The sequence below is a fragment of the Agrobacterium sp. 5Ca50 genome (genome assembly GCF_055381905.1).
Genome location: NZ_AP026438.1, coordinates 2128871 through 2144748, shown reverse-complemented (window position 1 = coordinate 2144748; position 15878 = coordinate 2128871). Strand labels below are relative to the sequence as shown.

Sequence of the window (15878 nt, the reverse complement as noted above, 5' to 3'; positions counted from 1 at the left end):
TTGACGCCCATAGTGTCCCATGGTATCCCAAATGCACATCGCAAAGGGTCGTGTTTCTGGCCCACAATCGCTGAAATCTTCGGAAGGCCTCCTTGGGGCTGCTGTGGAACATGCTGTTCTAACGGCTGGCGTGTTGTCGTGTGTATCGGTGTGGCCTGCGGGGCGGTTGGTCCGTCTTTCGGGTGGTGTTTTAAACGGGACGGGCAATGAACCGCTTTCTGTCGAACGTCACGAACAAGATCGATACAAAGGGACGGGTCTCCGTTCCCTCGGCATTTCGTTCCGTTCTGGCCGTGCGCGGTGTTCAAGAATTGTATTGTCTGCAGGATTTCGCGTTTCCGGCGATCAGTGTCGGTGGGCCGGATTTGCTGGATCGTTACGAGCGGCAAATCTCGGCGATGGATGCTTTTTCGCCGGAGGCCAACATGATGTCGTTACTGGTTCACGGCGGCGGCGTTTTTATGAAGCTCGATTCCGAAGGGCGGCTTATGGTGACGGATTTCATCCGGGAATTTACCGGGATTTCCTCCGAGGTCACATTCGTCGGTCGAGCAGACCATTTTCAGCTTTGGCAACCGGATGCTTTTCAGGAAGCGCAGGTGGCCGCAAGATCCGGGCGCAGTTTTGCGGTAACGCGTCCGGTTTGATACGGGGAAACAAGATGACAGTGAATTCCGACGAAGGCATTGATGATGCCGGTGGCGAAACCGTTCGTCATATTCCTGTTTTGTTGAAGGAAGTGCTGGTCGCTCTCGATCCGCAACCCGGCAAGATTATTCTCGATGGTACATTCGGGGCAGGCGGCTACACCCAAGCGATTATCGACCAAGGCGCAGAGGTGATCGCACTTGATCGCGATCCGAATGCCATTGCTGCCGGTCAGGCAAAGGTTGCTGCCAATGGCGGACGCCTCACTCTTATCCAGTCGCGGTTTTCCGACCTTGCTCACCATGCGCCAGAAGGCGGTCTTGATGGCGTGGTTCTGGATATCGGCGTGTCCTCCATGCAGATCGACGAAGCAGATCGTGGTTTCTCGTTCCAGAAAAACGGCCCACTCGACATGCGTATGTCATCGTCAGGCGTATCAGCTGCTGACGTGGTCAATCGCTGCAAGCCGGGTGATCTGGCGCGTATCTTCGGTTTTCTCGGAGAGGAAAAGCAGGCGGGTCGCATTGCGCGCGCCATCGAGAAGAAGCGTGCCGAAGAACCTTTCCGCACAACGCGCGATCTGGCCGGGCTGATTGAAATCGTTACCCCGCGCAAGGCCAAGGACAAGATCCATCCTGCCACTCGGGTGTTTCAGGCGCTGCGTGTATTCGTCAATGATGAGCTGGGTGAGCTTGCCTCGGCGCTGTTTGCTGCCGAACGGGCGTTGAAGCCTGGCGGCCGACTGGTGGTGGTGACGTTCCATTCGCTGGAAGACCGTATCGTCAAGAAGTTCTTTGCCGATCGTTCCGGTCGTGCCTCCGGCTCCCGTCACATGCCGATGGTTGAAGAGAAGTCTCCAATATTTGATGCGCTGGGCAAGCCGATGGTTGCAGCCACCGAAGAAGAAGCCGCATTGAACCCACGTGCCCGTTCCGCAAAGCTGCGAGCCGGTGTGCGCACCACAGCCAAGGCGCCAAAGGCGGATGTCTCGATATTCGAGTTGCCCGATCTGGCCAGCCTCGAAAAACTGGGAGGCTGACATGCTGCGTACTTTTGATCTCGTTCTGGTCGGTGTCATGATTTCCGCAGCGGTCGTTACCTATACGATCAAACATCGGGCGGATGAAAAGCTGGCCGAGGTTCGCAAGCTTGAAACCGAAATCAAGCTGGAGAAGGACACGATTGACCTTCTGCGCGCTGACTGGGCCTTGCTGACGCAGCCAAATCGTCTGCACCGCCTCGTGACGGTTTATGGTGACGAGTTAAAGCTGGTGCCGACATTGTCGACCCAGCTTGCGCAGCCGAGTGAACTGCCGATGTTGCGCTCACAGTTGCCGCAGCCGCCAGAGCCGGAAGGCATGAGTGTCGAGGATGCGATCGCATCTGCGACGGCCGGTTCCAACGATACCAAACTTGCTTCGCGTGGCGCGACAACCGGCGGGCTGGCCTCTAAGGGCATTCCCGTTCCGCAGCCGCGTGCTTCCGTACTTGGTGTAGATACAACGACAACAGGATCGGTGAACCGCTGATGTCATTTCTTTCCCGTATCATGGTTCACAAAAGCCGGGCGCATTACTCCGTATCAACTGGAGGTGTGACCGATCACGCTGCCTTTGAAGGCGCACGCAAAAAACGGGCAGGGCAAGCCAAAAGCCGCGTTGGTATCATCGCGCTGAGCTTTACGGCCTTTTATTGTGTTATCGGTGGACGTCTGGTGCAGTACGGCATGGAAAAGCCGGAAATCGTCTCCAGCATTGCACCGGCCGACCGGCTGATGGCATCGCGTCCTGACCTCCTGGACCGTAACGGTGAGGTGCTGGCGACCGACATCAGGACCGTTTCGCTGTTTGCCGAACCGCACCGTATTGTTGATGTCGATGAAGCCATTGAAAAGCTGAGAACGGTTTTGCCTGATCTCGATGCGCGTGGCACCTATCAGAAGCTCTCTTCCAATTCGCGCTTCCAGTGGCTGCGCCGTCAGCTAACCCCAAAGCAGCAGAGCCAGATTTTGGCACTGGGTATTCCCGGTATCGGTTTCCGTCCTGAAAAACGCCGTTTCTATCCGGGTGGCGCAACGGCCTCGCATATTGTCGGCCACGTCAATATCGACAACCGTGGTGTTGCTGGCATGGAGCGTTACGTCGATAGCCAGGGTCTGGCTGATCTGACGGCGCTTGGCATGACGACCGACCAGCCGCTTGAACCGGTCAAGCTGTCCATCGATTTGCGCGTCCAGGCCATCCTGCGCGAAGTCATTTACAGCTGGATCGCAAAAACTGAAGCAATTGGTGCCGGTGCCGTGGTGCTGGATGTCCATACCGGTGAAGTTCTCGGCATGGCATCTGCCCCGGATTATGATCCGAACAATCCGGCCGAAGGCGCCAAGGAAGGCTGGTTGAACCGCATGTCGAACGGTACGTTCGAAATGGGTTCGACATTTAAATCCTTTACCACTGCCATGGCGCTGGACACCGGCAAGGTGCGGATTACCGACAGCTTTGATGCGTCGGCGCCGATCCGTATCGGTGGCTTCACCATCAAGGACTTCCACGGCAAGGGACGTGTTCTCTCGGTACCTGAGATTTTCCAGTATTCGTCTAACATCGGCACGGCCAAGATGGCTGACGTTGTGGGTATTCAGGGTCACAAGGACTTCCTGACCAAGCTTGGTCTGTTGACGCGCATGAAGACGGAATTGCCTGAGGTGGCAATGCCAACTCAGCCGCGTGAATGGAAGAAGATCAACTCGATCACGATTTCCTTTGGTCACGGTGTGTCGACAACGCCCTTGCAGACTGCGGTTGCCGGTGCAGCACTGGTCAATGGTGGCAAGTTGATCGAGCCAACATTCCTGCCAAGAAGCCGCGCCGATGCCGATGCTGTGGCAACACAGGTCATTCAGCCATCGACCAGCAAGGACATGCGCTTCCTGTTTGACTGGAATGGCACGAAGGGTTCCGGCCGCAATGCGCGTGTCGACGGTTTTGACGTGGGCGGTAAGACCGGCACGGCCGACAAGGTCGTCAACGGCCGTTACGCGCATGACAAGAACTTCAACGCGTTCCTTGCGGCATTCCCGATCAGCGATCCGCAATATGTGGTGCTGACATTTATTGATGAACCAAGGACAGACAAGGGCAACGGGGCGGCGCTTGCCGGTAACACTGCGGCACCAATGGTCAAAGAGATTATCAGCCGTTCTGCAGCCATACTCGGTGTGAAACCAAAGTTCGGTGAGGATGGCTCGGCCTTGCTCGTGTCTTATTGATTGTTAGAGCTTACTATAAACCGACGATTCGAGTCGGGGGACAAGACGGAAAACAGTCGATGAAATTGCGAGATCTGTCCGGAACAGAGTTTTCGGAACTGAACGAAGTTATGCGCTCCACTCTCGGAGAGCTTGAAATCAAATCCCTCACGGCCGACAGCCGTAAGATGGAGCCGGGCGGTTTATTTGTCGCTCTTGCCGGCTCCAAGGCAGATGGCGCAGCCTTCATCAATGATGCTGTTGCCAAGGGTGCATCCCTCATTTTGTCCGGTCATCCGGCGGATGCGCCCGTGCCGGTTCTGGCCGTTTCCAATCCTCGCCGCTATTTGTCGCTGGCAGCATCCCGTTTTTACGGTGCACAGCCGCAGACCATGGTGGCTGTTACCGGCACTGCGGGTAAAACCTCCGTTGCGTCCTTCACGCGCCAGATCTGGGCGGCAGCCGGTTATGCGGCAGCGCAGATCGGCACGACCGGTGTTATTTCGCCTAGCCGTTCCGACTATGGTTCGCTGACAACGCCGGATCCGGTATCGTTGCATGCGCTGCTGGCTGAACTGGCTGGCGAGGGTGTAACCCATGCTGCAATGGAAGCATCAAGCCATGGTCTCGATCAGCACCGCCTGGACGGCGTGAAGCTGGTTGCCGGTGCCTTCACCAATCTCGGCCGTGATCATATGGATTACCATCCGACGATGGAAAACTATATGGCCGCCAAGATGCGGCTGTTTAGCGAGTTGCTCGAAAAGGGCCAGCCTGCGGTTATTTTCTCTGACGATCCGTGGTCGCCACATGCCATCAAGGCCGCTGAAAGCGCCGGGCTTGATGTGCGCACCGTTGGCCGCAAGGGTAACTTCCTGACGTTGAAGCGCGTCGAACATTTCCGCCACAAGCAGATGATTGAAATTCATCATCAGGGCGAAATTTTCGAAGTCGATATTCCGCTGGCCGGTGATTTTCAGGTCGCCAATGCGCTGGTGTCGGCTGGTCTGGCGATCTCGACCGGCGTTCCGGTTGCTGTTGCGCTGCGCGCGCTGGAGAAGCTGGTCGGTGCGGCTGGTCGCCTTGAGTTGGTCGGTCATGCAAAAAATGGTGCGCTTGCTTACGTGGATTATGCCCATAAGCCCGACGCGCTGGAAAACGTGCTGACCTCGGTGCGGCCGTTCACCTCTGGCCGCATTGTCGTGGTGTTTGGTTGCGGTGGTGACCGCGACAAGGGCAAGCGCCCGATCATGGGTGAGGTTGCCTCACGCCTTTCGGACGTGGTGATCGTGACCGACGATAACCCGCGCTCGGAAGTGCCCGAAACCATTCGTTCCGAAATCATGGCAGCGGCCCCCGGCGCGCTGGAAATTGCTGACCGTGCGCAGGCCATTCGACACGCGGTGGCGATGCTGGAAAGTGGCGACACTTTAATCGTTGCCGGCAAGGGTCATGAAGAGGGACAGATCGTCGGAACGACGGTCCTGCCATTCTCGGACCATCAACAGGTGCGCAGTGCATTGGAGGAGACGTCGCTTTGAACTGGTTATGGACAGTGCAGGAATTGATTTCGGTCATGTCGGGACGGCCGGTCGGCAATTTGCCACTGGGCATAACCGGCATTTCCATCGACAGCCGCACGGTCAAACCCGGCGAAGCCTTCTTTGCGATCAAGGGCGACCGGGTAGACGGGCATGATTATGCCAGCTTTGCGGTTGCCAATGGCGCCGGATTGCTTGTTATCAGCGAGGCGAAGCTGCCGGCGCTCGGCCGTCTGACTGTGCCAATGATCGTGGTGGAAGACGTGCTGGCTGCTTTGGTCAAGCTCGGCATTGCGGCACGTGCCAGAAGCCAGGCCAAGATCATTGCTGTGACCGGTTCGGTCGGCAAGACCACAACCAAGGAAATCCTGCGCCAGATACTTGAGCCATCGGGCAAGGTACATGCCGCCGTTGCCTCGTTTAACAATCACTGGGGCGTGCCTTTGACTTTGGCGCGTATGCCTGCCGATTGTGATTTCGGTGTATTTGAAGTCGGCATGAATCATCCTGGCGAAATTCGTCCGCTGGTAAAGTTAGTGCGTCCGCATGTGGCAACCATCACCACCATTGCTGCGGCCCATTTGGGCAACTTCCGTGACCTAGAAGAAATTGCGGCCGCCAAGGCCGAAATTTTTGAGGGCGTTGAGCCCGGTGGTGCGGTTGTTCTCAACCGTGACAACTCGCAGTTCGATTTTCTTGAGGAAGCCGCCCAGAGGGCTGGTGTCGAACACATCTACACATTCGGTCAGCACGCCAAGGCGGATTTCCGTCTGGCCGATTATGAAAACACCCCTAGCGGGTCGACACTATGGGCCATCATCAATGGCGAAACCCGCGAATTGCGCATCGGTGCGCCGGGTCGCCATATTGCCGACAACGCCATGGCGGCACTAGGTGTGGCGCTGTTGTGTGGCGCTGATCTCGAAAATGCCGTTTCTGCGCTTCGTCGCCTAGAAGCCGTCAAGGGTCGTGGACAGCGCCACCGCCTGACGGTTGGTGATGGTTCCTTCGTGTTGATTGACGAGAGCTACAATGCTAACCCCGCTTCGATGAGGGCAGCCATTGCGGTTCTTGCAACCGTCGACGCCAAGGCGCAGGGCAGACGTGTTGCCGTGTTGGGCGACATGCTGGAAATGGGCGAGTTTTCTGCGCAGGTGCATGAAGATCTTGCCGGTCCCTTGCTTGCGGCAGGCATTGAAAATGTCTGGCTGGCTGGCGAAGCCATGGCGCATCTGCGCGACGCACTGCCTGACAGTGTCAACGTCTTCTGGTTTGAGACCACGCAGGAATTGAATGAATTCGTCGCCACTGCGGTGCAGCCGGGCGACATTCTGATGCTAAAATCGTCTCTTGGTATTGGTTTCGGCAAGATCGTCGCAGCTTTGCTTGACAAGCATTCGCCATTCCCCGACACGGAACCCCAAAACTAAAACTGCCTTGCTGAAAGGGCAATTATGCTGATCTGGCTTGTCGAACTGGCTGACCATATTCAAATTTTCAACCTGTTCAGGTACATCACCTTCCGTGCCGGTGCGGCCATGTTTACCTCCGCACTGATCGTCTTCATTTTCGGACCTTCGATCATCGCCTCGTTGCGTGTCAGGCAGGGCAAGGGTCAGCCGATCCGCGCCGATGGTCCGCAGACCCATTTCAAGAAGGCGGGAACGCCGACCATGGGCGGCCTGATGATCCTGGCTGGTATTCTCGGCGGCTCTCTGCTGTGGGGTGACCTGTCCAACGTTTACGTGGTCAGTGTGTTGATGGTGACGCTTGGATTTGGCGCCATAGGTTTCTACGACGATTACCTGAAGGTGACCAAGCAGAGCGACAAGGGTTTTTCCGGCAAGGCGCGTCTGGGCATTGAATTTGTCATCGCAGCGATTGCCGTGTTCTTCATGATGAAAATGTCGCTGGCATCCAGCCCGCACAACCCGACACTCGGTACCTCGATCGCGTTTCCGTTCTTCAAGGAATTCGTGCTCAACATCGGCTACTTCTTTGTGCTGTTTGGTGCATTCGTGATTGTCGGCGCCGGTAACGCGGTCAACCTGACCGATGGTCTCGATGGTCTCGCTATCGTGCCGGTAATGATTGCTGCTGCAACCTTCGGCGTGATTGCCTATCTGGTTGGTAATGCCGTTTTTGCAAACTACCTGCAGATCAATTTCGTGCCGGGCACCGGTGAGCTTGGCGTTATCGTTGGTGCCGTTATTGGTGCCGGTCTCGGCTTCCTGTGGTTCAATGCACCACCTGCCGCTATCTTCATGGGTGATACCGGTTCGCTGGCACTGGGTGGCTTGATCGGTTCTGTGGCCGTTGCCACCAAACACGAGATTGTCATGGTCATCGTCGGTGGCCTGTTTGTTATGGAAACCCTGTCGGTCATCATACAGGTATTCTGGTTCAAGCAGACCGGCCGTCGTGTGTTCCTGATGGCACCAATCCACCACCACTTCGAAAAAAAGGGCTGGACCGAAAGTCAGGTCGTTATTCGCTTCTGGATCATTGCCGTTGGCCTTGCCATGCTCGGCCTTGCCACACTGAAATTGAGGTGATGGCATGATCCCTGTTACGGTTTTTAAAGGTCGCAAGGTCGCCCTGTTCGGTCTGGGCGGTTCCGGCCTTGCCACCGCAAAGGCGCTGGTTGCTGGCGGGGCTGATGTCGTTGCCTATGACGACAATCCCGACAGTACAGCCAAGGCGGCGGCCGAAGGCATAACCGTTGCGGATCTCAGAACTGTTCATTGGCCGTCTTTGGCGGCCTTTGTCCTTGCTCCCGGCGTGCCGTTGACACACCCCAAACCGCACTGGACCGTTGAGCTGGCGCGCGCTGCCGGTGTCGAAATCATTGGCGACGTGGAACTGTTCGTGCGTGAGCGCCGGGCGCATTCGCCCGATTGCCCATTCATTGCCATCACCGGTACCAATGGCAAATCGACCACCACGGCATTGATCGCCCATATTCTGCGTGCGAGCGGCCGTGACACGCAGCTTGGCGGCAATATCGGGACCGCCGTGCTGACGCTCGATCCGCCAAAGGCTGAACGTTACTACGTCGTGGAGTGCTCTTCCTACCAGATCGATCTTACTCCGACGCTAAACCCGACGGCCGGTCTTCTCCTCAACCTGACACCCGATCACCTCGACCGTCATGGCACCATGCAGCATTATGGTGAAGTAAAAGAGCGGCTGGTTGCTGGCAGCAATACCGCCGTTATCGGGGTTGATGACAGTTACTGCGCATTGATAGCCGACCGGGTTGAACGGGCTGGTGTCAAGGTGCAGCGCATTTCCAAACGCAATGTGGTGGCCGAAGGGCTTTATGCGCAGGACAGCCAGATCATGCTGGCGCAGGGCGGAACGTCGTCGCTGTTTGTCGATCTTGATGGCATTCAGACATTGCGCGGCAGTCACAATGCGCAGAATTCGGCAGCTGCGATTGCGGCCTGCCTTGCCGTCGGCGTCAGTGCCGATGACATTCGTGCAGGCTTGAAGACATTCCCCGGCCTCAAGCATCGCATGCAGCCCGTGGCGCGCCGCGGGTCCGTTTCCTTTATCAATGACAGCAAGGCAACCAATGCCGATGCGGCAGCACCGGCACTGTCGAGCTATGATCGCATCTATTGGATTGCCGGTGGCCTGCCGAAATCCGGTGGCATCTCCAGCCTGTCCAGCCTGTTTCCGCGCATCGCAAAAGCCTACCTGATTGGTGAGGCGGCGGCCGAATTTGCCGCGACGCTGGGCGATACGGTTCCTTATGAAATTTCAGGCACTCTGGATAAAGCTGTCGAACACGCTGCTTCAGATGCGCAAAAAGACGAAAATACCGGCAATGTCGTGATGTTATCACCGGCTTGCGCAAGCTTCGACCAGTATAAGAACTTTGAAGTACGTGGTGATGCGTTCGTTGCACATGTCGCTGCTCTTGACGGCGTGACAATGCTGATTGGTTCTGGAAAGGGAAACTGACGCTATGGTAAGCCGTATTGACCGAGGTCCGGTTGCCGAATGGTTCTGGACCATTGACCGATTTTTCCTGGCCGCGTTCATTGCGCTGATGGGTATCGGCCTGATGCTTTCCTTCGCCGCATCTCCGGCGGTGGCTGAGCGTATCGGCCTCACCAGCTTCTTTTTCGTTGAACGACACGCGGTATTCATCCTGCCGTCAATTGCAATCATGGTCGGCCTGTCCTTCCTGTCGCCGCGTCAAATCCGCCGCGTCGCGATCATCATGTTGATCGCCTCGCTGCTGATGATGATTTTTGCGCTGTTCTTTGGCATGGAAGTGAAGGGTGCGCGCCGCTGGATTTCCGTGGGCACATTTTCGATCCAGCCGTCCGAATTCATGAAGCCGGCCTTTGTGGTGGTCTGCGCATGGCTGTTTGCCGAACGGGCACGCCATCCGGAAATTCCAGGCAACCTGTTTGCCATCATCACCTTCGGTGTTGTTGCAGCTCTTCTGATTGCCCAGCCCGACTTTGGTCAGACGATCCTGACCAGCGCGGTGTGGGGCGGCATGTTCTTCATGGCCGGCGTTCCATGGCTGTGGATCATCCTGCTTGGCGGTCTGGGTGTTGCTGGTTTCATATCGGCCTATTTCGTTTTCCCGCACGTGGCCGGTCGTATCGACCGCTTTTTGACCGGTGAGGGTGACACGTTCCAGGTGGATACCGCCCGTGAGGCGATCATTCGCGGCAACTGGTTCGGCCAGGGCCCTGGCGAAGGCGTGGTCAAGCGCATCATCCCGGACAGCCACACCGACTTTATCTTCTCGGTTGCGGCAGAAGAATTCGGCATTCTGTTCTGCATGGTTCTGGTGGTGATTTTTGCCTTCATCGTGCTGCGCGGACTGTCGCATGCCTTTAAGGAGAAAGACGATTTCGCCCGCTTTGCGGTGGCTGGTCTTGTTTTGCAGATCGGCATTCAGTCGATGATCAACATCGGCGTTAATCTTGAACTCATGCCTGCAAAGGGTATGACATTGCCGCTGATTTCCTACGGTGGTTCATCGATGATGGCAATCAGCGTCACCGCCGGTTTCCTTCTGGCATTGACGCGCCACAGGCCGGAAAAACGTGCGCAGGAGCGCAGCTTTTTCCGCGTAGGGGCAGTGCCCGCGGAGTAATATGAATGAACAAAGGTATTGTGCTGCTCGCCGCCGGGGGAACCGGCGGTCATGTGTTTCCGGCAGAGGCTCTGGCTTATGAGCTGAAAGCGCGTGGCTATCAGGTGCATCTGGTCACCGACAGCCGCGCTGAACGCTATGCCGGCAAGTTTCCAGCCGATGAAATCCATGTCGTACCATCTGCGACGATCGGTTCGAAAAATCCGATTGCGGTGGCACGTTCACTGTTGAAGCTGTGGACAGGTCTTCGCGCGGCACGACGCCTCATCACGAAACTTAAGCCTGTGGCCGTGGTTGGCTTTGGTGGTTACCCCACCGTTCCGCCACTGCTCGCATCTACCGGCCTTGGCGTTCCATCGATGCTGCATGAGCAGAATGCCGTGATGGGCCGCGCCAACAAGGCGCTGGCAAAACGCGTTAAGGCAATTGCCGGTGGTTTCCTGCCTTCAGATCGTGGTGAATATGCCAACAAGACCGTGGCAACCGGTAATCCGGTTCGTCCTGCAGTCCTTGAGGCCGCCAATGTTGCCTATGACCCTTCAGAAAACACCGAGCCGTTCAAGCTTGTTGTGTTTGGCGGAAGCCAGGGTGCGCAGTTTTTCTCTGCTGCCATTCCTGCGGCCATCTGCCTTTTGGGCGATGAGAAGCGCTCACGCCTTTCGGTAACGCAGCAGGCACGCCCGGAAGACAAGGAAAACGTCATTGCCGCCTATGCCAAGCTTGGCGTGCAGGCCGATGTCTCGCCGTTTTTCGGCGATATGGCCGAAAGGATCGGCGCTGCCCATCTGGTGATCAGCCGGTCAGGTGCTTCAACCGTATCGGAACTGTCGGTGATTGGCCGGCCTTCGGTGCTGGTGCCTTATCCGCATGCGCTTGATCATGACCAGGCCGCCAATGCTGCCGCCCTTGCTGGTGCCGGTGGTGCAAGTGTCATCAAGCAATCCGAACTTTCTCCGCAGAAGCTGTCGACCATTTTGGCAGACGCGCTGATACAACCGGAGCGGCTGGCTACGACGGCCGCTGCTGCCAAGGCAACCGGCAAACCGCATGCGGCCTCGGTTCTCGCCGATATGGTGGAAACGCTTGCGCAGGGTGGTTCCATTGCCGAATTTAAAAAGAAAATTGAAGGAGAGCATCCATGAAGATGCCAAAAGCCATAGGTCTTGTTCATTTCATCGGTATCGGTGGCATTGGCATGAGCGGCATTGCCGAGGTGTTGCATAATCTTGGACACAAGGTTCAGGGTTCTGACCAGTCAGACAGCGCCAATGTGCAGCGTCTGCGCGAAAAGGGCATCGATGTTTTTGTCGGTCACACCGCTGAAAACCTTGGCGAAGCCGAAGTGGTCGTGGTTTCCACTGCGATCAAGAAGAACAATCCGGAATTGATTGCTGCTCGCGAAAAGCATTTGCCGATCGTACGTCGTGCAGAAATGCTGGCCGAGCTGATGCGCTTCCGCAATGCAATCGCCATTGGCGGTACGCATGGCAAGACCACGACCACATCAATGGTCGCGACACTGCTGGAAGCCGGTGAGCTGGACCCGACCGTTATCAATGGCGGAATCATCAATGCTTACGGCACCAATGCCCGCATGGGTGAGGGTGAGTGGATGGTTGTCGAGGCTGACGAGTCTGACGGCACCTTCCTGAAACTGCCGGCAGATGTGGCCGTGGTGACCAATATCGACCCTGAGCATCTCGATCACTACGGTGATTTTGATGCCGTGCGTGCGGCGTTCCGCCAGTTCGTGGAAAATGTGCCGTTTTACGGTTTTGGCGTCATGTGCCTCGACCATCCAGAGGTTCAGGCGCTGGTGGGTAGGATCGAAGACCGCAAGGTTGTCACCTATGGTGAAAACCCGCAGGCCGACGTGCGTTTCTCCAATGTTCGCATTGATGGCACGCGTTCGATTTTCGACGTTGAAATCCGACGTCGCCGTACCGGCAAGATCTTTTCCTTCAAGGATCTCGTTCTGCCAATGCCAGGCCGTCACAACGTGTCGAATGCCTGCGCGGCCATTGCCGTGGCCAACCGTCTCGGCATCTCGGAAGAAAACATCAAGAAGGGTCTTGCCTCGTTCGGCGGCGTCAAGCGTCGCTTCACGCTGACCGGCACCTGGAACGACGTTCAGGTATTCGATGACTACGGTCATCACCCGGTGGAAATCAAGGCAGTGCTCAGAGCTGCGCGTGAAGCCTGCAAGGGCCGTATCATTGCCGTGCACCAGCCGCACCGTTACAGCCGTCTTTCTAGCCTGTTTGACGACTTTGCGCATTGCTTCAATGATGCAGACACGATTATCCTTGCACCGGTTTATGCGGCGGGCGAAGATCCAATCGAAGGCGCAAACTCCGAAGCTCTGATTTCGGCCATCAAGGCGGCAGGACATCGTGATGCGCGGTTTTTGCCTTCCAAGGACGAACTCGCCAAATTGATCGCAGGCATTGCGAATCCCGGTGATTTCGTGGTTCTGTTGGGTGCTGGTAATATTACGCAATGGGCGGCGTCGCTGCCTTCTGAACTGGAAAGCATATCAGGAAAGTCTGCATGAAACAGGTGGATGGGGTTAAGCTGCTGGGAAGGCTCGGCGAGGGAGTGAATGAACTGCGTGGACGCCTGACGCCGGATGCGCCGATGGACCGCGTTACGTGGTTCCGGGCAGGTGGTCTTGCGGAGCTTATGTTCCAGCCTCACGATGTGGATGATCTCGTTACCTTCCTTAAACTGCTGCCGGAAGATGTGCCGCTGACGGTTGTTGGCGTTGGCTCCAACCTGTTGGTGCGTGACGGCGGCATTCCTGGTGTTGTCGTGCGTCTTTCCGCCAAGGGTTTTGGTGATCTCGAACTGGCCGGCGAAAACCGCATTCGCGCTGGTGCTATTTGCCCGGACAAGCATATTGCCGCGATGGCCATGGACAATGGCATCGGTGGTTTCCACTTCTATTATGGCATTCCCGGTTCAATCGGTGGCGCGCTGCGCATGAATGCTGGTGCCAATGGCGGCGAAACCCGCGAGCGCGTTGTGGAAGTGCGTGCGGTTGACCGTCAGGGCAATATCCACACGCTGTCGAATGAGGAGATGGGTTACACCTATCGCCATTCCAGCGCGTCGGAAGGCCTGATCTTTGTGGATGCGCTTTTCGAAGGCTATCCTGAAGACAGAGCAAAAATTCGTGCAGACATGGATGCCGTGCGTCTTCATCGTGAGACTGTTCAGCCGATCCGCGAAAAGACTGGTGGTTCGACCTTCAAAAACCCAGAAGGCCATTCCGCATGGGAGTTGATTGACGAGGCTGGTGGCCGTGGCTTGGTAATTGGTGGCGCGCAGATGTCGTCGCTGCACTGCAACTTCATGATCAATACCGGCAACGCGACCGGCTATGATCTGGAATATCTCGGCGAGACCATTCGCCGCCGCGTGCGTGAGCACTCCGGCATTCAGCTGGAATGGGAAATCAAGCGCCTTGGCCTGTTCATGCCGGGCCGTGAAGTCGAGCCCTTCCTCGGTGGCTGATGCCGCCTGACGCAAACGCTTTCAATATTTTAAGAACGGCCGGGTTTATCACCCAGCCGTTTTGTTTGTGGGGAGAGGGGTGTCGTGCCAGTGCCGTGTATTGATGTTGTCGTGACATCGCTCTGGCTCACGCGATGAATAGGCAAAGAAAAAGCCCGCGGAGTCAGCGACTTCGCGGGCTTTGTTGTCAGTTTGATTCAGGATCAGACTTCGTTCTTGCGTGACAGCAAAATGCAGGCCAGCGTGATAACCGCTGCGGCGCAGAGGTAATAACCGACATAGGCCATGCCGTAGTTCACCTGCAGCCATGTGGCGATGTATGGTGCCAGCGAGGCACCGAAGATGCCGGCCATGTTGAAGGTGATCGACGAGCCTGTGTAGCGCACGGTTGTCGGGAACGGTGCTGCAAGTGCAGTGCCGATCAGACCGTAGGTCATGCCCATCAGTGCCATGGCGAGAGCTGCAAAGAGGAAGATCGAGCCTTCGCCACCGCTCATCAGGCCGGGCAGCAGGAACGAGAATGCGCCAATCAGCACGGTGGTCAGGATCAGGATTTCACGACGGCCGAAACGCTCTGCGAGCTTTCCAGCAAACGGAATGAAGATACCAAACACGATAGAGCCGAGAATCTGCACTTCCAGAGCGTCGAGGAACGGGATTTTCAGAACCTTGACATTGTAGGACAGCAAGTAGGCGGTACCGATGTAGAACAGCACGAATGTTGCTAAGGCAACGAATGTGCCGAGCGCCAGGCTGCGCTTGTGGTGGCGGAACAGTTCAGCAACCGGAACGGCAACGCGCTCTTCCTGATCGATCGCCTTCTGGAAGGCCGGTGTTTCGGTGATCGACAGGCGAACCCACAGACCAACGGCAATCAGAATGATCGATGCAACGAACGGAATGCGCCAACCCCAGCTCAGCAGGGCTTCTTGCGACATGAAGTGCAGCAGAATCCAGAACACGCCGGAAGAGAGCAGCAGGCCGATTGGCGCGCCAAGCTGCGGGAACATGCCGTACCAGCTACGCTTGCCAGGAGGTGCATTTTCCGTTGCCAGGAGCACGGCGCCACCCCATTCACCGCCAAGACCAAAGCCCTGACCGAAACGGCACAGCGCCAGAAGCAACGGCGCAATGATGCCAGCAGTCTCATAGGAGGGCAGCAAGCCGATAATGACGGTGGAGATACCCATGGTCAGAAGTGCGGCAACAAGCGTTGTCTTGCGGCCGACACGGTCGCCGTAGTGACCGAATACAACGGCGCCCAGTGGACGTGCGAAAAACGCGATGGAGAATGTGGCAAAAGAAGCCAGCAGTGCCGTCATCGGGTCATTGTTCGGGAAGAATAGCGTTGGAAACACGAGAACTGCGGCTGTCGCATAGACGTAAAAGTCGAAGAACTCGATGGTCGTGCCGACCACGCTGGCAGTAAGAACTCGTGCAGGCGAATTTGTCTTTACATCGTTCGGAGTGTCAGCGGTCGGCGATACACGGGATATCGCGTCGGTCATTGTGTTGGTTCCATTGTATCAAGCGCCGTGCGGCCTTGCGGGCACAGACACATACGCTTCAAGTGTTGAGATCGCCTTGAACGGCGAGATTGCGTTAACGCAATTTTTGCAAATATGGAATGCTGCAAGCGCAATAAAATTTAAAATAGCATTGTTTTTTGATCATATAAGCGTTTTTGCCGGGCTTTTATGGTGTTCCTGGAGGTGTTTTGTGGTCGGAAAAGCTCGTTTGAAAGGCGAAAATAACGCCTCAATGTTGCGCTGCAAAATTTGCGGATGCTGTCGGGTTCATC

Annotated in this window: 13 protein-coding genes; 12 read left to right on the top strand and 1 reads right to left on the bottom strand. The window is 56.5% G+C overall.

Annotated elements, in window-relative coordinates; genetic code table 11:
- The first annotated feature begins 206 nt into the window (after window positions 1–206).
- From mraZ to murB, 12 genes are read left to right on the top strand one after another with little or no spacing between them, the layout of a single operon-like run.
- Window positions 207–647 (top strand): division/cell wall cluster transcriptional repressor MraZ, encoded by a 441-nt coding sequence (gene mraZ / locus ACZ5FM_RS10565; protein ID WP_192488504.1) that lies wholly within the window; start codon window positions 207–209, stop codon window positions 645–647.
- Window positions 648–661: 14 nt separating this feature from the next.
- Window positions 662–1687 (top strand): 16S rRNA (cytosine(1402)-N(4))-methyltransferase RsmH, encoded by a 1026-nt coding sequence (gene rsmH, locus ACZ5FM_RS10560; RefSeq protein ID WP_192488505.1) that lies wholly within the window; start codon window positions 662–664, stop codon window positions 1685–1687.
- A gap of 1 nt (window position 1688) precedes the next feature.
- Window positions 1689–2177 carry a cell division protein FtsL gene (gene ftsL / locus ACZ5FM_RS10555; RefSeq protein WP_192488506.1) on the top strand — a complete coding sequence of 163 codons (489 nt, stop codon included), beginning with the start codon at window positions 1689–1691 and terminating at the stop codon, window positions 2175–2177.
- Window positions 2177–3916, top strand: coding sequence for a peptidoglycan D,D-transpeptidase FtsI family protein (locus ACZ5FM_RS10550; RefSeq protein WP_250981881.1), 1740 nt, complete (start codon window positions 2177–2179; stop codon window positions 3914–3916). The genes ftsL and ACZ5FM_RS10550 overlap by 1 nt, the downstream gene beginning before the upstream one ends.
- A gap of 59 nt (window positions 3917–3975) precedes the next feature.
- Entirely contained in the window at window positions 3976–5436 is a 1461-nt protein-coding gene (locus ACZ5FM_RS10545; RefSeq protein WP_464038638.1) for a UDP-N-acetylmuramoyl-L-alanyl-D-glutamate--2,6-diaminopimelate ligase, read from the top strand.
- Window positions 5433–6866: a UDP-N-acetylmuramoylalanyl-D-glutamyl-2,6-diaminopimelate--D-alanyl-D-alanine ligase gene (locus tag ACZ5FM_RS10540; RefSeq protein ID WP_250981879.1), complete on the top strand. Its 1434-nt coding sequence runs from the start codon at window positions 5433–5435 to the stop codon at window positions 6864–6866. Before ACZ5FM_RS10545 ends, ACZ5FM_RS10540 begins: the two co-directional genes overlap by 4 nt.
- Before the next feature lie 24 nt (window positions 6867–6890).
- On the top strand, window positions 6891–7991 hold the full coding sequence (gene mraY, locus ACZ5FM_RS10535; RefSeq protein WP_250981878.1) for a phospho-N-acetylmuramoyl-pentapeptide-transferase: 1101 nt from the start codon (window positions 6891–6893) through the stop codon (window positions 7989–7991).
- Window positions 7992–7995: 4 nt separating this feature from the next.
- Window positions 7996–9405: a UDP-N-acetylmuramoyl-L-alanine--D-glutamate ligase gene (gene murD / locus ACZ5FM_RS10530; RefSeq protein ID WP_312945320.1), complete on the top strand. Its 1410-nt coding sequence runs from the start codon at window positions 7996–7998 to the stop codon at window positions 9403–9405.
- A 4-nt stretch (window positions 9406–9409) separates the two neighbouring features.
- On the top strand, window positions 9410–10561 hold the full coding sequence (ftsW, locus tag ACZ5FM_RS10525; RefSeq protein ID WP_192488512.1) for a putative lipid II flippase FtsW: 1152 nt from the start codon (window positions 9410–9412) through the stop codon (window positions 10559–10561).
- Window positions 10562–10566: 5 nt separating this feature from the next.
- A complete protein-coding gene (gene murG / locus ACZ5FM_RS10520; protein WP_464038637.1) occupies window positions 10567–11703 on the top strand; it encodes an undecaprenyldiphospho-muramoylpentapeptide beta-N-acetylglucosaminyltransferase in 1137 nt (378 codons plus the stop codon).
- Window positions 11700–13115 (top strand): UDP-N-acetylmuramate--L-alanine ligase, encoded by a 1416-nt coding sequence (gene murC / locus ACZ5FM_RS10515; protein ID WP_464038636.1) that lies wholly within the window; start codon window positions 11700–11702, stop codon window positions 13113–13115. Before murG ends, murC begins: the two co-directional genes overlap by 4 nt.
- Window positions 13112–14077 (top strand): UDP-N-acetylmuramate dehydrogenase, encoded by a 966-nt coding sequence (gene murB, locus ACZ5FM_RS10510; protein WP_250981874.1) that lies wholly within the window; start codon window positions 13112–13114, stop codon window positions 14075–14077. Before murC ends, murB begins: the two co-directional genes overlap by 4 nt.
- A gap of 203 nt (window positions 14078–14280) precedes the next feature.
- Here the strand turns inward: murB and ACZ5FM_RS10505 are convergent, their stop codons facing one another.
- On the bottom strand, window positions 14281–15585 hold the full coding sequence (locus ACZ5FM_RS10505; RefSeq protein ID WP_275641622.1) for an MFS transporter: 1305 nt from the start codon (window positions 15583–15585) through the stop codon (window positions 14281–14283).
- Between the last annotated feature and the right edge of the window lie 293 nt (window positions 15586–15878).